We start from the raw sequence: 19,513 nt of genomic DNA, 5'->3' as shown, positions 1-19,513 counted from the left end.
GCGCGGCCTTACAGCTTTTCGGTTTCGCCGCTGCGCGGCTGCCAGCGCATCAGGCGCTTCTCACCGATGCCGACCATCCAGTCGAGCAGCAGTGCGAAGGCAGTCAGCACGACAATGCCGGCGAACACGGTATTGATGTCGAAGGTGCCTTCGGCCTGCAGGATCAGGTAGCCGACGCCGCTGGCCGAGCCCAGGTACTCCCCCACCACCGCGCCGACGAAGGCCAGGCCCACCGAGGTATGCAGCGAGGAGAAGACCCAGCTCGTGGCGCTCGGCAGGTAGACGTGGCGCAGCAACTGCTGGCGGTTGGCGCCGAGCATGCGCGCGTTGGCCAGCACCACCGGGCTGACTTCCTTGACGCCCTGGTAGACGTTGAAGAAGACGATGAAGAACACCAGCGTCACCGCCAGCGCCACCTTGGACCAGATGCCCAGGCCGAGCCAGACGCCGAAGATGGGCGCCAGGATCACGCGCGGCATCGAATTCGCGGCCTTGATGTAGGGATCGAGCACGGCCGAGGCGAAGGGGCTCAGCGCCAGCCACAGGCCCACGCCGAGACCGCTGGCCGTGCCGATGGCGAAGGCCAGCACGGTCTCCGCCAGCGTCACGCCCAGGTGCTGGTAGATGTCGCGTTCGACCACGAACCAGTTCCAGATGCGCTGGGCTACCACCAGCGGTTCGCCGAAGAAGAAGGCGACCTGCTGCGAGCGCGTGGCCACATGCCAGATGCCGAGGATCACCAGCAGGAGCAGCAGCTGCCAGACGCGCAGCATGCCTTGTGAATCTTTGCGGAAAGCCATGGATTTTCTTGTTCCGTTATTGCTTCGGCCTCAGGCCGCATTGCGCTGCTGCGCGTAGCCCTTGAGCACCTCCTCGCGCAGCACGTCCCAGATGGCGGCATGCAGCTCGACAAAGCGCGGATGGTTGCGGATCTCTGCCACGTCGCGCGGACGCGGCAGGTCGATGGCGAATTCGCCGATCGGATGCGTGCCGGGGCCGGCCGACAGCACCACCACGCGATCGCTCATGGCGATCGCCTCATCCAGGTCGTGGGTGATGAACAGCACCGCCTTGCGCTTGGCGGCCCACAGCGCGAGCACCTCGTTCTCCATCAGCTGGCGGGTCTGGATGTCGAGCGCGGAGAACGGTTCGTCCATCAGGATGATGTCCGGGTCCAGCACCAGGGTCTGGGCCAGGCTGACGCGCTTGCGCATGCCGCCGGAGAGCTGGTGCGGATAGCGGTCGCCAAAGCCGCCCAGGCCGACGCGGCGCAGCCAATCCTCGCCCAGTTCGATGGCCTGCGCGCGCGCCATGCCACGGAATTCCAGCCCGGCCACGACGTTGTCGAGCGCGCTGCGCCAGGGCATCAGGGCCTCGGCCTGGAACATGTAGCCGGCGCGGCGATTGATGCCGGACAGCGGCTCGCCGAACACGCGGACCTCGCCGCTGGAGGGCTGCAGCAGGCCGGCGCCCAGATTGAGCAGCGTGGATTTGCCGCAGCCGGTGGGGCCGACCACGGAGACGAATTCGCCCGGCTGCACGGACAGGGTGACATCCTTGACCGCGGTATAGCGCTGGCTGCGGTCTTCGCGCGAAACGAAGGTACAGGTGACGTTGTCGAGGGAAAGTGCGGGAGTGCTCATGGATTACCGTCGGGGTCCGCCGCGGCTCGGCGGCGGAGGGCTTGCCGGCACGGGCCGGCCGGAGGCGCGGCCCGCCGAGAGTGCGACGGGCCGGAGGCGCGTCCGCGCCCGCTTGACTTGTTTTACTTGTACTTGGCGTTGGCCTTCTGCACGAAGGCGTTGGTGTAGGTGCTGTCCAGCTTGATGCTCTTGCCACGGATCTCGGCGTCGAACTGCTGCAGGGTGTTGAGCGCCGTGCGCGGACCGTCGGCCGGCATCATGCCGTCCGGCGAGATCGCTTCGCGCACCTTCTCCCAGGCCGCCAGGTAGAGCGCACGGTCACCCAGCAGATAGCTCTCCGGCACGGTCTTGACGATGTCGGACGGGCCGGCCTTCTGCAGCCACTTGAGCGCGCGCACCATGGCATTGGTCAGCGCCTGCGTGGTGTTCGGGTTCTGCTGGATGAAGGCGGTGGAGGCGTAGAGGCAGCCCGCCGGCATATTGCCGCCGAACACGGCAACCGTGTCCTTCAGGGTGCGCGTGTCCGAGGCGATCTTGACCTCGTCCTTCTGCGTCAGCATGGAGATCACGGGGTCGAGGTTGGCCATCGCGTCGATCTGGCCAGAACGCATCGCGGCCACCGCGCCGGCGCTGGCGCCCACGCCGATAAAGGACACGTCGGACGGCTTCAGGCCGGCCTTGGCCAGCACGAAGTTGGCCATGATGTTGGTGGACGAGCCCGGCGCCGTCACGCCGATCTTCTTGCCCTTCAGGTCGGCGATCGACTTGTAGTTGGGCATGGTCTTGTTCGACACCACCAGCACGATCTGCGGGGCGCGGCCCTGCAGCACGAACTCCTGGTACTGCTGGCCCTTGGCCTGCAGCGCGAGCGTGTGCTCATAGGCGCCCGAGACGACGTCGGCGCTGCCGCCCACCACCGCCTGCAGCGCCTTGGCACCCCCGGCGAAGTCGACGATCTGCACGTCCAGGCCTTCGTCCTTGAAATAGCCCTGGCGCTCGGCGATGGTCAGCGGCAGGTAGTAGAAGAGGTTCTTGCCGCCCACGGCGATGGTGACCTTGCTCTTCTCCGGCTTGGCCTGCGCCATGGCGCCGCCCCCGGCGCAAAGGCCGGCCACGGCCATCGACAGCGCCAGCAGGACCCGCCTGCGTGAATTTTTCTTATACATCGTCTTCTCCTACCTGTTTTTACGCGGAAGCGCCGCTGTGCGGCAGGTGGCGATGCTACGCGAGTGCATGAAAGACCGCATCGGGATATTCACCTACCTCGCATCGACGCGACGCCGCCGCCATCCAGCGCCGGCGCCCGGCGCGGCACGTTGGCGCGGCCGGGCGCTGCGAAGGATACGCGGCAAGCCTTTCGAAAGGCTTGCCGGCTTGCCGCCGCGTGCGGCCTCAGCCCGCCACGGCGAAATGCGCGGCCAACCAGGCCGGCGGCCGGTGCGTGCGCAGGCGCGGGCCGGCACGCAGCAGCTGGCTGCCGGGATCGCGTCCGACCAGCGCCGGCAGCCCGGCGACGGCCTCCAGCAGGAGGCCGAGATCCACGCCGGTTTGCACGCCCATCGCGGCGAACATATGCACCAGCTCCTCGCTGCTGACGTTGCCGCTCGCGCCCGGCGCGTAGGGGCAGCCGCCCAGCCCACCGGCGGCGGCGTCGAAGCGCGCCACGCCGGCCTGCCAGGCCGCCAGCGCATTGGCCAGGCCCATGCCGCGCGTGTTGTGCAGGTGGATGGTCAGGCCGGTGCCAGGCAACTGCCGCTGGAAGGCCGCGCACAAAGACGCGACCTGGTCGGGATAGGCCATGCCGGTGGTATCGCACAAGGTGATGCCCTGCGCGCCCGCATCGGCCAGCCGCTGCGCCAGCGCCATCACCTCGCCGGCCGCGACCTCGCCCTCGAAGGGGCAGCCGAACGCCGTCGACAGCGACACATTGGCCGGCACGCCCGCCCTGCCCGCCTCGGTGATCATGGCCAGCAGCTGCGCCAGCGACTGTTCGCGGGTCATGCGCAGATTGGCGCGGTTGTGGGTCTCGCTGGCCGACATCACCAGGTTCAGTTCGTCGGGCGCGCACGACAGCGCGCGCTCCAGCCCGCGCAGGTTCGGCACCAGCGCGGTGTAGCGCACACCGGGTGTGCGGCGCATGCGGTGCATCACCGCCTCGGCGTCGGCCAGCGCGGGAATGGCGCGGGCCGAGGTGAAGGACGTGGCCTCGATGCGGGCGAAGCCGCAAGCGGACAAGGCATCGACGAAGCCGACCTTGGCATCGGTCGGTACCACCACGGGCTCGATCTGCAGGCCGTCGCGCGGCGCCACCTCGTTGATCTCGATCCTCGCCGGACCGCGCACGAGGCTTGCGGCGGCACTCATGCGATCACGCCGCGCGCGCGCAGGTCGGCAATGGTGGCGGCGTCGAAGCCCGCCTGCGCCAGCACGGCATCGGTATGCTCGCCCAGCACGGGGGCGCGCTCGCGGATGGCGCCGGGGCTGCCCGACAGCTTGGGCATGATGCCCGGCACTTCCACCGAGAGCCCGCTGGCGGCGGTGACGCGCTCGATCACGCCGCGCGCGCGGTAGTGCGGGTCTTCCGCGATGTCCTTGACGGTGTAGATGCGCCCCGACGGCACCTCGGCCTGGCGCAGCACCGCCAGCGCGTCCTCTACAGTCTGCGTGCAAGTCCAGGCGGTGATGGCCGCGTCGATTTCCTCGACGCGCTTGACCCTCCCGTCGTTGCGCGCCAGCGCCGGGTCCTCGGCCAGGTCCGGGCGGCCGATGCCGTGCATCAGCCGCTTGAAGATGGCGTCGCCGTTGGCCGCCACCAGCACGTACTCGCCGCTGGCGCAGGGGTAGGCATTGGAGGGCGCGATGCCCGGCAGCGCGCCGCCGGCCGGCTCGCGCACCGCGCCGAAGGCCGAGTACTCGGGCAGCAGGCTTTCGCTGAGATTGAACAGCGATTCGTACAGCGCCACGTCGATCACCTGGCCCTGGCCGCCGCGCGCATCGCGCTCATAGAGCGCCAGCAGCACGCCGAGCGCGCCGTGCAGGCCGGCGATGGTGTCGCCCAGCGACAGGCCGGCGCGCACCGGCGCCCTGCCCGGCTCGCCGGTCAGGTAGCGCAGGCCGGCCATCGCCTCGGCCACGGCGGCAAAGCCGGGCTCATCCTTCTTCGGCCCGCTCTGGCCGTAGCCCGAGACGCGCAGCATGATCAGCCGCGGGTTGAGCGCATGCAGCGCCTCGGGGCCCAGGCCCCACTTCTCCATGGTGCCCGGGCGGAAATTCTCGATCAGCACATCGGCCTCCGCCGCCAGCTTGCGCACCAGGTCCTGCCCTTCCGGCTGGCGCAGGTCGATGCAGACCGACTGCTTGTTGCGCGACTGCGCCTCCCACCAGACCGAGGTGTCCTGGTAGAGCATCCGCCATTTGCGCAGCGGGTCGCCCTGGCCCGGCGGCTCGATCTTGATGATCTGCGCGCCGAAGTCCGCCAGCGTCTTGGCCGCGAACGGGCCGGCGATCAATTGCCCGAGTTCCAGCACCCGGATGCCTTCGAGGATCTGTTTCGTCATGGGAGGTTCCTGCGATTGGTGGAGCGGCGGCGCCCCGTGCGGGCGCCCGGCCAATGCGACGCAGTGTGCCCCAGCGCCCTGCGCGGAGGAATCGGCATTCGGTGAAGCGGGCTTTCTCGGAATGCGAAAGGCCCGCGGCGGGCGTGCCCGGACCCGGGCGGCGCGGCGCTCAGAACGGCGCGCGGTCCCCACAGAGATGGGTGATCAGCAGCCGCGCGGATACCGTCAGCCCGGCCGGATCCCGCATGCCGATCAGCAGCGAGCGGCGCGCCCAGGCATCCTGCAGCGAGACCAGGGACAAACCCATCGACTTGACGTGCGGCTCGGCGGCGATGCGCGGCAGCACGCCCACGCCGAGGCCGGCCATCACCATGCGGCACATGGCGTCGAAGCTGCGAACCTGGATGCGCAGGCGGAACGGACGGTCGAGCCGGCTGCTCTCTTCCAGCAGCCGCGCGGCCAAGGAGGTCACCTGCGGCAGGCTGACGAAGTCGTATTCGAGCGTGTCCGCGTAGCGCACCGGCCCGCGCGTCGACAGCGGATGGCCCGGCGGCGTCACCATCACCAGTTCGTCCTGGCGGTACTCCACCGTGACCAGGCCCGCGCAGGGCGTGCGGTCGGCGAAGATGCCGACGTCGGCGCGGTTCTCCACCAGTGCGGCAACGATGTCGCTGCTGTTCTGTTCTTCCAGTTCGATGCGGATGGTCGGATGCATCCGCATAAAGGCGGCCAGGTCGTCCGGCAGGAACTGGGTGATGGCAGAGGTATTGGCGCACACGCGCACCTGGCCGCGCACGCCGCTGGCGTAGTCGGACATGACCCCCGCCATGCGCTCGACGTCCTGCAGGATGGTCAGGGCATGGTGGAAGCAGGCCTGGCCCGCCTCGGTCAGCTGCACGCCGGAAGCATGACGGAAGAACAGCGGCGCGCCGACGGCGGCCTCGAGATCGGAAATGCGCTTGCTGGCAGCCGCCACGGCCAGGTGGGACTGGCGCGCGCCGGCCGAGATGCTGCCCTGCCGGGCCACGGCCACGAACAGGCCGAGGGTGACGAGATCGAACCGCGCGAGATTCATGCTGGCGCGCCCGCTGCCGGCCCTGGCGCTGGATGGCGGATGGACACGTCCTGCGCCCTAGAGCGAACGGCGGTCCATCACCGCGCGTGCGATGGTTCCCGCGTCCACGTACTCGAGTTCGCCGCCCACCGGCACGCCGCGCGCCAGGCGCGTCACCTTCAGGCCGCGGGCCTTGAGCATCTCGCCCACGTAGTGCGCGGTGGCCTCGCCCTCGCTGGTGAAATTGGTGGCGACGATCACCTCGGACACCGGCCCGCCCAGGGCGGGATCGGTGGCGCGCGCCAGCAGCCGGTCGAGGTGGATCTCGCGCGGGCCGATGCCGTCCAGCGGCGAAAGCCGGCCCATCAGCACGAAGTACTGGCCGCGATAGGTCAGCGTCTGCTCGATCATGACCTGGTCGGCGGGCGTCTCCACCACGCACAGCAGCGAGGCGTCGCGCCGCTCATCCAGGCAGGTCTCGCAGACCTCCTGCTCGGTGAAGGTATTGCAGCGCGCGCAGTGATGGATGCCGTCGGCTGCGCCGCGCAGCGCGTCGCCCAGCCGGCGCGCGCCTTCGCGGTCATGCTGCAGCAGGTGATAGGCCATGCGCTGGGCCGACTTCGGCCCCACGCCGGGCAGCACCCGCAGCGCCTCGATCAGCGCCTGCAGCGAGGTCGGGGGCGCGCCCTTCATCGGCGCCACCCCGCTTGGCCGGACCCCATTGCCGAACTCCTCATCACGTGCGCGCTGCCGCTCAGAACGGCAGCTTGAAGCCCGGGGGCAGCGGCAGGCCGGAGGTCATCGACCCCATCTTCTCCTGGCTGGTGGCCTCGGCCTTGCGCACGGCGTCATTGAAGGCGGCGGCAACCAGGTCTTCCAGCAGCTCCTTGTCCTCGCCGTCGGCCAGCAGGCTGGGGTCGATGGAGACGCGCTTGACGTCGTTCTTGCAGGTCATGGTCACCTTGACGAGACCGGCGCCGGACTGGCCCTCGACCTCGATCTGGGCGAGCTGCTCCTGCATCTTCTTCATGTTTTCCTGCATCTGCTGGGCCTGCTTCATCAGCCCGGCCAATTGACCCTTCATCATGATGGAATACTCCTGAATACGATTGGTTGAGACGGTGATGGGAGCCGGCCTGCGCCGCTCCCCTGGAATCCTGTGTCAGGCGGCGCGCGGCTGGATCGAACCCTGCACGATGTGGCCGCCGAACTCGTTCAGCAGGCCCTGCACAAAGGGATCGCCTTCGATGGCGGCCTCCGCTTCGCGCTGGCGCTGCTCGCGTGCCTCGGCGTCGGCGGCGGCGGCCGTCTCGATGACGGCGCCGACCTCGCACTGCACACGCACGGGCTGGCCGAAATGCTCGGTCAGCGCCTGCTGCAGGCGTTCGACCACGCCGGCCTCGGTAATGGCGGCCACCGGCGCCCGCAGATAGATGGTATTGGCGACCACGCGCGCCAGTTCGCTCTGGTAGGCAAGCTGCTGGGCCAGGCCCTTCAGCGACAGGCTGGCCGCCAGGCCGGGCCAGTCACCGCTGAACACGGGCGGCACGCCGCCTTCCTCGCTGAAGGTGACGGGCGGCCTGTCCGCTGGCTTGGCCGCGGGCTTATCGGCCGGCTTATCAGCTGGTTTTTCGGCAGCTTTGTCCGCCGGCCGGTCGGTGGCCCGTTGGTCGGCGGCCCGTTGGTCCGGGCGGCCGGCTGGCTGCTCCGCCACCGCCCGCTCTGGCCGAGCGCGCGGCGCGGCCGGTTCGGGATCGCTGCCATAGGGGCCGATCCAAGGCAGGTCCGGCGGCAGATCCTCCCAAGGCGGCACGTCGCTGCCGCCCGATGCTTCCCAGGGCGGCACGAAATCCGGCTCCCGCGCGGCCGCGGCGGCCTTGCCCTGCGGCGCTGGCGCCGCCGGTGCCTGGGCGGCAGGGGAAGCAGGTGGCTGCGCCGCAGCCGGCGCCGCACGCGCGGCCGCGGGCGGGCGCAAAGGCTGCGGGGCGGGACGGGCCGCCGGCACGGCGGCGGCGGCCGTTGCCGCGGCCATGCCGGGCGCCTGCAATGCGGATGCCGGCTGGCGTGCGCCACCCCGGCCCGCTGCCGCCTGACGTGCCGCAGCCAAGGCCGCACGCGCGGGCGACATCGCGCCGCCGCCCGTTACCGCAGCCGGAGCGGCATTCCCCGCGGCCGGCGTGGCCGGGGCCTCGGGCGCCTGCGCCACCGTGGCGGGCGCCGCGGCCGGCGCACCGGCCTGTGGCTCGCGCACCGGCGTCGTTTGGGCTTGAGCGGCGCGCGCCACCGGTTGCGCTGCCTGGGCAGCCGGGGCTGCCTGAGCTGCCGCCATGCCCGCGCCGGACGCCGCGCGCGGGCGCTGGGCCGGCATCCCGCCGCCCTGCACGGGCGTGGGCGCGGGCGATGCCGACGGACGGAAGGCCAGCATGCGCAGCAGCGTCATGGTGAAGCCGGCGTATTCGTCAGGCGCCAGCGCCAGCTCGCTGCGGCCGAGATTGGCGATCTGGTAGAACAGCTGCACTTCCTGTGCATCGAAGGCGGCGGCCAGGCGGCGCACATCGGCCGCTTCCGGCCATTCGTCCTGAACCGCGCCGGGCACGGCCTGCGCCAGCGCGATCTTGTGCAGCAACGAACCCAGGTCCTGCAGCGCGCCGGCGAAGGACAGGCTGCGGTCGGCCATGGTGTCGGCAATCCCCAGCAGGGTGGCGCCGTCCTCGGCGGCCAGAGAGTCGAGCAGCTGCACCAGATAGCCCTGGTCGATCGCGCCCAGCATGCCGCGCACGGCCTCCTCGCTGATCTGGCCGGCACTGTAGGCGATGGCCTGGTCGGTCAGCGACAGCGCATCGCGCATCGAGCCGTGGGCCGCCTGCGCCAGCAGGCGCAGCGCGCTGCCGTCATGGCTAATGCCCTCCTCGCGCAGGATGTGGTCCAGGTGGCCGACGATGTGGCCGGGGGGCATCTGCTTGAGGTTGAACTGCAGGCAGCGCGACAGCACCGTGACGGGGATCTTCTGCGGGTCGGTGGTCGCCAGGATGAACTTGACGTGGCCGGGCGGCTCCTCCAGCGTCTTCAGCATGGCGTTGAAGGCGTGGTTGGTGAGCATGTGCACTTCGTCGATCATGTAGACCTTGAAGCGCCCGACCGCCGGCGCATAGACCGCCTTGTCCAGCAGCTGCGCCATCTCGTCGACGCCGCGGTTGGAGGCGGCATCCATCTCGATGTAGTCGACGAAGCGGCCGCCGTCGATCTCGGTGCAGGCCTTGCACTGGCCGCAGGGCGCCGCGGTGACGTCGCCGTTGCCGTCCGGGCCGGTGCAGTTGAGCGCCTTGGCCAGGATGCGCGACAGCGTGGTCTTGCCGACCCCGCGCGTGCCCGTGAACAGGTAGGCGTGGTGCAGCCGCTGCTGTTCCAGCGCATGCGTGAGCGCACGCACCACGTGCTCCTGGCCGACCAGCGTGGAGAAATCCCGGGGGCGCCATTTGCGCGCTAGAACTTGATAACTCATGGCGGCGATTGTAGCAAAAGGCAGCCCCGATCCCGGTGCCCGTCACGGCCCTTGACACGCGCGCAGTCAAGGGAAGGCGCCACACCGTGCATGTACCCGCGGCGACCGCCCCCGGATGCCGCGGGGCAGCCAATGCCAGCGCGGCAAGCCACGTTGGCCGCACCCTCCATGCGGGCTAGCCGCACTCCCCGACGTATCCGCAATTGACGCACTTGGCGCATCCATCGATCTTGTGCAGCGCATGCGCCCCGCAATCCGGACAGGGCTTGCCCGAGCCGACACCTGGCGCCAGCGGCACGCCGGGGCGCGCCGGCGCCGCGTGGTCCGCTGCCGCCGCCACGGCCGGCAACGCCAGCCGCTCGGCCAGTTGAGCCACCGGCACCTGGCGGCCTTCCTCGTCGAGGAAGCCCCGCTTGACCAGGATGCGCTGCAGAGCATAGCCGATCGCCGCCACCTCGGAATCATGGAAGCGCGGCACCTCGCTGCCATCCTGGCGGACCAGCACCCCATAGCGCACCGTGCCCTTGTCCCAGACAACATTGCGCATATCGGCAAGCGCCTTGGCCACCGAGCCGCCGGAGCGCGCCACCATCGACAACAGGCGCATGGTGGAGGTGATCCACTGCTGGCCCTCGCTGCGCTGGCCGGCCGGCATGAAGAACTCGACCGGACGCTCGATAGTGACGGGCTTCCCGTCCGCCGTGCCCGTCACGCGCATGAAGTTGACGGTCAGGTAGATGGTCTTGCGCCCTTCATAGGTCATGTACTCCACCTTGGAGGTCACACCGTCCAGGTCGCCGACCGGCCGGCTGGCGAACGGCCTGCGCAGCGGGTCGTCGTCGCTCCCCGCAGGCGCGGCCGCGGCGGGCGCCGGCCCGACCGACAGCACCGCGCCCAGCACGCTGTTGGGCCGGTAGGTGGCCAGGCCCTTGAGACCGGCCTTCCAGGCTTCCAGGTACAGGCCGCGGAAGGCTTCGTAGGGGTAGTCCTCCGGCACGTTGACCGTCTTGCTGATGCTGGTGTCGATATAAGGCTGCACGGCTTCCAGCATTCGCATGTGATCCATGGCAGACATCTGCAGCGCCGTTACGAAACTGTCCGGCAATTGCGCCATGTCGCCGCCCATGTGGCGATACAGCCGCCAGGCATGGTCGGCCACCTCGAACACTTTGTAGGTATCGTCCGGCATCCGTTTGCGCCGGTTGTAGGTCCAGGAGAAGGCCGGTTCGATGCCATTCGAAGCGTTGTCGGCAAACGCCAGCGTGATGGTGCCGGTCGGCGCGATCGACAGCAGGTGCGAGTTGCGGATGCCGCCGGCGCGGATGGCCGCGCGCACCGTCTCGGGCAGGCGCTGCACGAAGCCGCTCTGCAAGTAGGCCTCGGCATCGAACAAGGGGAAGGCGCCCTTTTCCGCGGCCAGCGCGACCGACGCCAGGTAGGCCTCATCGCGCAGCACCTCGGCGATACGCGCAGCCAGCGCGCGCGCGGGCTCGGTGTCGTAGCGCAGGCCCAGCATCACCAGCGCGCTGCCCAGGCCGAGGAAGCCCAGCCCCACGCGGCGCTTGGCGCGCGCCTCGGCCTGCTGTTCGGGCAAGGGCCAATAGGTGACATCCAGCACGTTGTCCAGCATGCGCACCGCCACGCGCACCACCTCTGTAAAGCGCGCGAAATCGAACTCGCTGTCCGCGGCAAAGGGGTTGCGCACGAAGCCGGTCAGGTTGACCGAGCCCAGGTCGCAGCAGCCGTAGGCGGGCAGCGGCTGCTCCGCGCAGGGATTGGTCGCCTCGATGCGTTCGCAGTAATAGAGGTTGTTGTCCGCGTTGATCTGCGACAGGAACAGGATCCCGGGTTCCGCATGGTCGTAGGTGGCATGCATGACCTGGTCCCACAGAGCGCGCGCCGGCACGCGGCGATAGACCCACTGGCCGTCGTCGCGACGATAGGCGCCGGCGGCGATCTGCTCTGCGCCGGGCTCGGCTTCGTGGATCAGCTCCACCTCGCCGTCCGCCTCGACCGCGCGCATGAAGTCATCGCTGACACCGATCGAGATATTGAAGTTGCTCAGCTCGCCACTGTCCTTGGCGTGGATGAAGGTCTCGATATCGGGATGGTCGCAGCGCAGCACGCCCATCTGCGCGCCGCGTCGCGCCCCGGCCGACTCCACCGTCGCGCAGGAGGCGTCGAACACCCTCATGAAGGAGACCGGGCCCGAAGCGCGCGAATGCGTGCCGCGCACCAGCGCACCGGCGGGCCGGATCGCGGAGAAATCGTAGCCGACGCCGCCACCGCGCCGCATCGTCTCCGCGGCCTGCGCGACCGCGGTATAGATGCCGGGCTTGACGCCGTCCACGCCCTTGACCGCTTCGGACACCGAATCGCCCACGGGCTGGACGAAGCAGTTGATCAAGGTCGCCTGGAGGCCGGTGCCGGCCGCCGAATTGATGCGCCCCGCGGGCACGAAGCCATTCTCCTGCGCCCACAGGAAACGCTCGGCCCAGGACTCACGCTGTGCAGGCGCCTCGGCCTCTGCCAGCGCGCGCGCCACGCGGCGGCGCACCTGCTCGACGCTGCGCTCCTCGCCCTTGGCGTACTTTTCCAGCAGCACCTCGACCGAGATTTCCTGCGGCGCCAGGGCCGCGCGCAACATCTGTTCGTTGGCGTTCATCGCTCGCTCGCTAAGTTGTCATCCGTCCATCACCGCGCCGGCCGCAGCGCATCGATTCGCCTCGATTCCAATACCTGCCGCAAGAATTTCACGCGATTCCGGCGCAAGCTGCCCGCTCTGGGTTACAATACCCGTCGGACGGGCCTCCTCGCATGGCGGCGCGGTCAACCTGGTCAGGTCGGGAACGAAGCAGCCACAGCCGTTTTCTGCCAGTGCCGAGGGTCAGGCTCGTCCCCCTCCCCCCCTTATTTCTCCCCAATCCCCCATCACCCGCCCGTTGCTGCGGCTCTCTCTATCCTACGGTACAAGCAGGATTTCCAGCAGCCGGCAGATTGACTCAACGCAATATCTGAAGCGGCCCGACGCGGCGGCATCGCACAACCTGCATCACCATGACTCGCCGGAGTGCGTGCATAGATCTTCGCTCGCACGCGCGCGGCCTGCAACCGTTCCCCCTGAGCCAGCATGGCCGCAGGGGGTATGGCCTGACCGCCCGGATGCGCAATAGCCTCGCCAGGCCCGGGCCTGGACCAGACTAGAACAGCGTGCCCTGGGCCGGTTGCCGCGCAACCGTCTGCAGCCGCTCGAGCGGAATCCACTCGCCCTCCGCCGTCGCCAGCCCGGCCTCCACCTGCCTGCCAGGAAACATCGGGCGGATCGCTGCCACATAGCGCGCAAGCTGCGCCGCGTAGTGGGCATGCTCTTGCGGCAGCAAGCGCAGCTTGTAGTCCACGACGACCACCCGGTCGGGATACTCCACCAGGCGATCGATGCGCAGCAGCCTGCCACGAGAGTCGTACAGTTCCACCTCGTTGCGCGCGCTCAGCGCGTCGCCATCGAACAGCAGGGGCGCCAGCGCCGGCGAGGCCAGCATCGCACGCGCGGCATCGACGGCCGACTGCGCCTGCTGGCGCCAAAGCTCGCGCGCCTGCGCGCTGCCGACGCCGGCCAGCGGGAACCAGCGCAGCACCGTATCCACGTCGGGCACCGCGCCGAATGCTTGCGGGTAGCGGGTCATCCGCTCCAGCAAGGCGTGCAGCAGCTCGCCGTGCCGGGCGGCGGCGGCATCGAACACGATCGCCTCGGATTCCTGGCCATCTTCCGCCTCGCCGGCGCCGTCCTCTGCTTGCGCGCTGGCCGCGAGCTGATCTGCGCCACGGTAGCGCGTGCGGAAATCGGTATAGCGCACCAGGGCGCCGGCCTCTCGCTGCCCGTCGGCAGCCGTGGCGAGCGCCCGGGGCGGGTAGTCCGCCACGGACTGCGCCACGCCCGCGGACTGCAGGCGCACATACCAGCTGCCCGCGATCTCGGCATCGCCGACCTCCTCGGCGGCGCGCGCGGCGCGTCCCTTGACGCCGCTCACCAGCAGCCCCTGCTGCGCGCGTGTCATGGCCACATAGAGCAGGTTCCAGTTCTCGCGCTCGGCCAGGACCGCTTCGGTCTCGAACAGCGGTGCGCGCGCGCGGCCGCGCTCGCTGCGCTTGCCATAAGCGGAGAAATGGCGCGGCACCGGCGAATCGGGCGGCCAGTCGATCAGGATGCCGCCGCGTTCGGCGGCAGGCTCACTATGGTTGGCATCGAGCAGCACCACGAACGGCGCTTCCAGCCCCTTGGCGGCATGCACCGTCAGGATGTGCACCGCGTCCAGCCCCTGCCCCTCGGCGGCATCGGCCGCGTCCTGCTCGGGGTCGTCGCTCATGCCGCCTTCGTCCGGGCTCTCCCCCTCGTCGCCGCGTCGGATCTCCTGCAGTTCCTCGATGAACTTGGGCAGGCTGGGATAGCGGCCGCCATCGAGATCGAGCGACAGCTTGAGGAAGGCATCGAGGTTGGCCAGCACCTGCTCGCGGATGCTGGCGGGTGCCGCCTCGGCATAGCGTCGCCGCACCTCGCCGCTGTGATAGAGATGGTCGATCAGGTCGTGCACGGGGCGGTGCGGCGCAATCTCCAGCCAGCCGCGCAGCCGTGCCACGCCATCGTGCAGCGGGGTGGAAGCGCACTCGGGCACGCCGCCCGCTTGCAGCCGGGCCCACCAGCCGCCCTCGCCCGGCTGCTGCGCCAGCGCCATCAGGTCGTCGTCACTGGCGCCGACCAGCGGGCTCTTGAGCACGTGCGCGAGATCCAGGTCCGATTCCGGCGTCATCAGGAAGGCCAGCAGCGCCGACAGGTCCAGGGCCTCGAGCGTGGCCAGCAGGCCGCCGCGGCGCGGACTCAGGCAGGGGATGCCGGCTTCGCGCATGGCGCGTTCGTAGTCGGGCAGATGGGTCTTGCGCCGCACCAGCAGATAGATGTCGCTCCAGCGCGCGGGACGCGGCGCATCGCCGTCCTGCACCGGCACCGAGTCGCGCAGTTGGTGCAGCCAGGCGGCGACACGCCGCCCCTCCTCCAGCCGCAGCGAGTCGCCGCCGGCCGTGCGTGGCTCGCGCAGCGTATCGCGATGCGCGGCGCCTGCGTCCTCGCCGGCGTCCGCCTTCGCTGCCGCGGTGGAGGCCCCGCCGTCCTCGACACCGCCGTCGCCCCCCTCACCCGCATCCGGCCCGTCGGCCAGGCCGTCCGTCCGCTCCGGCTCGACCAGCGGCAGCAGCCAGACCGGCCCGCCCGGCCCGCCCAGTGCCGTGGTCTGCGTCTCATAGAGCGGGTAGCGGCCCTGCTCGCGCGCCGCGTCGAACACGGCATTGACCCAGTCCAGCACTTCGGGCCGGTTGCGCCGCGTGCGGTTGGTGCGCAGCACGGTGGCAGCGAAATCGGCCTGCAGCATCTGGCGCGCGGTATCGAACAGCCGCGCGTCCGCGCGGCGGAAGCGATAGATGGATTGCTTGGGGTCGCCGACGAGGAAGATCGTCGGCCGCTGCCCGGTGCCCGCGTAGCCGGCCAGCCAGCCTTGCAGGATCCGCCATTGCAGCGGGTTGGTGTCCTGGAATTCGTCGAGCAGCAGGTGGCGGTAGCGCGCGTCCAGGCGCACCTGCAGATAGGTGGCGGTTTCCTCGTCCGCCATCAGGCGCGCGGCCAGCCATTCGAGGTCGGCGAAGTCCATCGCGCGCTGCTCGTGCTTCTGCTGCTGGTAGCGCGCCAGCAGTGCGTCGCCCAGCTTGTAAAGTGCCAGGTTCACCGCCAGCACGGCAGCTTCGCAGCGGCGCGCGGCCAGTTCGTCGAGCTGCTCGCACAATGCGGCATGCCCGGCCAGAAGCGTGTCGACCATGGCCTCGCCGCCGGCGGCCTTGGCCAGCCCGCTGGTACGGCGCAGCGAGCGCGGCGCGCCGGTGGTGGTGAAGAAGGCGGAGCGCAGCCGCGCGAACGCCTGCGCGGCAGGCTCGCCGGCAGCCGCGCCGTCCCCGCGCCAGGCGCGGATCGCGCTGAGCGCCTCCTCGATGCGGCCGGCATGGTTCTGCTCGGTCTTGCCGCCGCCGCCCAGCCGCGTCGCCAGCGCCTGGCATTCGGCCAGCCAGTCATCGCCGGCCAGCGCCTGCGCCACCACGTCCACGCGCGCGTCATCGCCGAGCTGCTGCGCGAGCGCGGCATCCGGCTGTCCGGCCTCCTGCAGCGCCCACCACTCGCTGCGCGCGTGGAACATGGCGTCGATCAAGGCGCGCGCCTGGAACTCGCCGATGGTATCGACCAGCGCCTCGTAGGCCTGGCGCAATTCCGCGAACTGCGGCGTGCCCAGTGCCCGCCAGAACGGCGCCCAGGCCTCGCGCTTGAGGCGCAGTGCGTCCTCACGCAGCGAGGCACCCGGCACGATGCCCGAGGACAGCGGCGCGCCGCGCAACAAGGTGCCGAACCAGCCGTGAAAGGTGTCGATCGCCATGCGGCCCGGCGCTGCCAGCACGCGCGCATGCAGGGTGCGCGCGCGCGGCAGTGCGGCGCGCGCTTCGGCGGCACCCAGTCCGCGCTGTTCCAGCGCGGCCAGCACCTCGGCGTCGCTGCCTTGGGCCAGCTGCGCGAGCATCTCCAGCAGGCGGTCGCGCATTTCCTCGGCCGCCTTGCGCGTGAAGGTGATGGCCAGGATCTCGTGCGGCGCGGCGCCGGCCAGCAACAGGCGCAGCAGGCGGGCCACCAGCAGCCAGGTCTTGCCGCTGCCGGCACAGGCCTCGACCACCACCGAGCGGGCCGGATCGCAGGCGGCGCAGGTGAATTCCGCTTCGCCGACGGCACGGCCGTCGCGCAGATAGGCATGCACGCTCATCGGATCGCCTCCGGCAGGGCAGTCGATTCCCAGAAGCCCTTGCGGCAGAGGCCGCGCGCCTCGCACCAGGTACAGGCGGCCGCGTCACCGATCGCCGGCAGCGGCGCGCCCTCGCGCAGACGCATCACGTCGCCGCGCAACTGGCGTTCCAGCCAGGCGACCGCGGCGTCGAATTCCGGCAGCGTGACTTCACGCTGGGCGCCGGCAGCGCCGTCCTGCACCCCCTCCAGCGAAACCCAGCTGCCCGCGCCGGCATCGGCGCGCAGCAGACCATAGAACGGCAACTGGCAATCCTCCTCCACGTCTCCCACCTTCTTGCGCAAGCGCGCGGCGCTTTGCGTCTTGTAGTCGAGCACGGCGTGGCCGCCGTCGCGATTCTGGTCCAGCCGGTCGATGCGTCCGGTCAGCCGCAGCGGCTGGCCGTCCGGCATGGCCAGGTCGATGCCGGCGTCGAGTTCCCCCGCGCGCCAGTGCCAGCCCTGCGCCTCGCGCCCGGCCTGCCATTCCACATACGAAGGCAGGACCTCGCACCAGCGCCGGTAATAGCCGATCGCGTTGCCGTCCTCGGCCATCAGCGGCCCGAATACATCGTCGGTGAACTGGCGCAGCAAGGCCAGGCGCTGGCCGGACTCGCGCGGGTGGCCTTCGCCCGCCAGCAATTCGGCGTGGTAGCGCAGCAGCACGCGGTGCAGCAGTTCGCCGATGTCACGCTTCTCCAGCTCGTCGCTGACCGTGTCGAGCCCGGCCAGGCCGAGCATGCGGCCGGCGAAGAACTGGTAGGGACAGCGGCGCAGCATGTTGTAGGCCTGCGCGCTCCAGCGCGGTGGCACCAGGGCCGGCGCGGCAGGAGCCGGCATGCCGCCCGGCTCGGCGCGCGTCTCGTGCACGGGTGGCGCGGCGCTTGCCTCGATCGGCGCACCGGCCCGCTTGCAGCAGGCCGAGAGCCGCTCGATCCAGCCGGATACATGCTTGGGTTCGCCGCGCCCGCCCAGGCGCTGCCATGTCATCACGACCTCGTCATTGTTGAGCAGCACCTCGGCCAGGTCCCGCGCCTGCTGGGCAAAGCGCGCCTCGCGATCTTCGAGCCCCAGTTCGCGCCGCATCTGGTTGGAAAAGAACATGAGTTCCGCGGCGCTGGACGGCAGTTGGGAGTCGTCGCAGCCGACGATGACCACGCCTTCGAAACGGCGCATGCGCGCGCCGTTGAGCGGCAGGATGGTGATACGGGCCGCGCCGCTGGCGGACGGTTCCTTGTAGGCCACCGTTTCCAGCAGCGCCGACAGCATCGCACGGAACTCGCCCAGGTCCAGCGAGGCCTGTGCGCCGGCCTCGTCCTGCGGCAGCTCCTGCAGCCGTGCGAGCGCATCGAGCAATTGCCGGCCGGCATCGTCGTCGGCCAGCGCAGCCCGCATGCCAAGCGCATCCAGCATGGCATCGAGCCGCTCCAGCCAGTGCGAGACCGGCCGCTGCGCGCGGCCGCGCGGCCAGGTCGCGGCCTCGTCTGCGAGGGCGGCGACCAGCGCGCGCGCGCCCTCGCGCGCGGCCAGTTCACCCTCGGCGAGATCGTCGCCGGTGGCGGGATCATGGTGCACGGCAGCGGCGAACAGTTGCGTGAGCCGGTGCCAGCCGGCGCTGATGGCATCGCGCCGGATGCGGCGCTCCAGCACCGCGATGGCGGCGCCGCGCCCGGCGAAAGCGGGCAGGCAGAACGGGCTCTTGAGCAGATCCAGCAGCGCCGTGGTATCCCCCTCGCGCGCCAGCAGGTCGAACCAGCGCATCAGCGCGGCGGCGGCGCGGGTGGTGGATAGCTTCCAGCCGGTTTCATCGCGCACGGGGGCGCCGGCGCGCGCCAGCAGCGCGCGCGTGCGGCGCGCCACCACGCGGTCATGCGCGACCAGCGCCACCTGCCGCCGGCCCGCATTGAGCCAGGCCACCAACTGCTCCGCCGCCGCTGCCGCTTCGTCCTCGAAGCGCGCGCTGCCGATCACGCGCAGGCGCGGCCGCTGCGCCGGCAGCGCAGGCAATTCGCCCGGCACCGGCTGTTGCCAAGCGCTGTGCGCGGAGGCCTCGTCGCCATCTGCGGCGCGGGGCGCCAGCACGGCCTCCGGCCACAGCGCCAGCAGCGTCTCGTACCAGTCGGCCTCGGCCGTCACCGAGGCGTCGGCGCCCGGGGTGCATCCCGCCCAGTCATAGCCGATCTCCATCACCGGCACCAGCTCGCCAGCCTCACGCAGAAAGGCCGCCTCGATCGGCTGCGGCGGCGTCGGGCCAAGCCAGACCACCGGCCCCGGCATATGCTCTGCCAGCCGATGCAGCGCCCGCCGCCGCGCCGGCAGGGGATCGTCGGGCCCCGACAGCGCCTGCCAGAAGGCGAGCACGATGCGCGCCTCCTCGCCCAGGAAGCGCTCGCTCAGATGGGCATAGGTCCGCTCCAGCGCGCCTTGCAGCAACTGCGCGCGGTCCTCGCCGAGCACGTCATCGTCGTCGCGCACGGCATCGTCTTCGAGCCAGCGCGCACTCAGCTCGTCGCAGATCGAGAGCAGGGTCTGCGCCAGCCCCCAGGCCGCCCCTTCCGTCTGCGCACCGAAGGCGCGCCGCAGCCAGTCCTGTCCGCGCACGGCCTGCTGCACGGCGAGCAGCCTGGCGGCGGGGCTGCGCACCGGCTGCGACTCGGGCGGCAGATCGAGCAACCAGTGGCCAAGCGTCAGCACGCGGGGCAACAGGCGCGGTACGCCCGACGCGCGCGCCGCGGCATCCAGCGCCGCGCGCACGCCAGGGATCTGCGCAGCCGTGGGCACCAGCACGTGGGCAGCCTCGGCCTGCTCGCAATGGTCGAGGAAATGCCAGACCGCGGCACCGGCCTGCGGGAGAAAGTCGGGGCCGGGACGGAAATACAAGGAAATCATCGGCGG

Annotated in this window: 12 protein-coding genes and 1 other RNA gene; 1 reads left to right on the top strand and 12 read right to left on the bottom strand. The window is 70.5% G+C overall.

Annotation, left to right across the window (positions count from 1 at the left end):
* Nucleotides 1–8: 8 nt before the first annotated feature.
* The 10 genes from AC1Z3O_RS04910 to AC1Z3O_RS04865 form a co-directional block, all read right to left on the bottom strand.
* Entirely contained in the window at nucleotides 9–800 is a 792-nt protein-coding gene (locus tag AC1Z3O_RS04910; protein ID WP_483513988.1) for an ABC transporter permease, read from the bottom strand.
* 30 nt (nucleotides 801–830) lie between these two features.
* Complete coding sequence (locus AC1Z3O_RS04905) at nucleotides 831–1,643, bottom strand: ABC transporter ATP-binding protein (RefSeq protein ID WP_483513987.1); 813 nt, start codon at nucleotides 1,641–1,643, stop codon at nucleotides 831–833.
* A 122-nt stretch (nucleotides 1,644–1,765) separates the two neighbouring features.
* Complete coding sequence (locus AC1Z3O_RS04900) at nucleotides 1,766–2,809, bottom strand: ABC transporter substrate-binding protein (RefSeq protein ID WP_483513986.1); 1,044 nt, start codon at nucleotides 2,807–2,809, stop codon at nucleotides 1,766–1,768.
* Between the two features lie 226 nt (nucleotides 2,810–3,035).
* A complete protein-coding gene (locus AC1Z3O_RS04895) occupies nucleotides 3,036–4,007 on the bottom strand; it encodes a hydroxymethylglutaryl-CoA lyase (RefSeq protein WP_483513985.1) in 972 nt (323 codons plus the stop codon).
* Nucleotides 4,004–5,200 carry a CaiB/BaiF CoA transferase family protein gene (locus AC1Z3O_RS04890; protein WP_483513984.1) on the bottom strand — a complete coding sequence of 399 codons (1,197 nt, stop codon included), beginning with the start codon at nucleotides 5,198–5,200 and terminating at the stop codon, nucleotides 4,004–4,006. Before AC1Z3O_RS04890 ends, AC1Z3O_RS04895 begins: the two co-directional genes overlap by 4 nt.
* 169 nt (nucleotides 5,201–5,369) lie before the next feature.
* The gene (locus AC1Z3O_RS04885) at nucleotides 5,370–6,275 is read right to left on the bottom strand and encodes a LysR family transcriptional regulator (protein ID WP_483513983.1); all 906 of its coding nucleotides are present in this window, start codon (nucleotides 6,273–6,275) and stop codon (nucleotides 5,370–5,372) included.
* Between the two features lie 57 nt (nucleotides 6,276–6,332).
* Entirely contained in the window at nucleotides 6,333–6,947 is a 615-nt protein-coding gene (recR, locus tag AC1Z3O_RS04880) for a recombination mediator RecR (protein ID WP_483513982.1), read from the bottom strand.
* A 61-nt stretch (nucleotides 6,948–7,008) separates the two neighbouring features.
* A complete protein-coding gene (locus AC1Z3O_RS04875) occupies nucleotides 7,009–7,341 on the bottom strand; it encodes a YbaB/EbfC family nucleoid-associated protein (RefSeq protein ID WP_071014008.1) in 333 nt (110 codons plus the stop codon).
* Nucleotides 7,342–7,416: 75 nt separating this feature from the next.
* Entirely contained in the window at nucleotides 7,417–9,756 is a 2,340-nt protein-coding gene (locus tag AC1Z3O_RS04870) for a DNA polymerase III subunit gamma/tau (protein ID WP_483513980.1), read from the bottom strand.
* A 175-nt stretch (nucleotides 9,757–9,931) separates the two neighbouring features.
* On the bottom strand, nucleotides 9,932–12,421 hold the full coding sequence (locus tag AC1Z3O_RS04865; RefSeq protein WP_483513979.1) for an adenosylcobalamin-dependent ribonucleoside-diphosphate reductase: 2,490 nt from the start codon (nucleotides 12,419–12,421) through the stop codon (nucleotides 9,932–9,934).
* Between the two features lie 137 nt (nucleotides 12,422–12,558).
* Between AC1Z3O_RS04865 and ffs the strand changes: the two genes are divergently transcribed.
* Nucleotides 12,559–12,657: signal recognition particle sRNA small type (ffs, locus tag AC1Z3O_RS04860), an RNA gene on the top strand.
* A gap of 299 nt (nucleotides 12,658–12,956) precedes the next feature.
* On the opposite strand, the gene AC1Z3O_RS04855 is transcribed toward ffs, so the two are convergent.
* Both AC1Z3O_RS04855 and AC1Z3O_RS04850 read right to left on the bottom strand, forming a co-directional pair.
* A complete protein-coding gene (locus AC1Z3O_RS04855) occupies nucleotides 12,957–16,601 on the bottom strand; it encodes a UvrD-helicase domain-containing protein (RefSeq protein WP_483513977.1) in 3,645 nt (1,214 codons plus the stop codon).
* Entirely contained in the window at nucleotides 16,598–19,507 is a 2,910-nt protein-coding gene (locus AC1Z3O_RS04850) for a PD-(D/E)XK nuclease family protein (RefSeq protein ID WP_483513976.1), read from the bottom strand. Before AC1Z3O_RS04850 ends, AC1Z3O_RS04855 begins: the two co-directional genes overlap by 4 nt.
* Nucleotides 19,508–19,513: the final 6 nt, after the last annotated feature.

Source organism: Cupriavidus sp. 09_S30 (assembly GCF_056930435.1).
The sequence above is the reverse complement of the archived record's forward strand: the minus strand, read 5'-3'. Positions and strand labels throughout refer to the sequence as shown.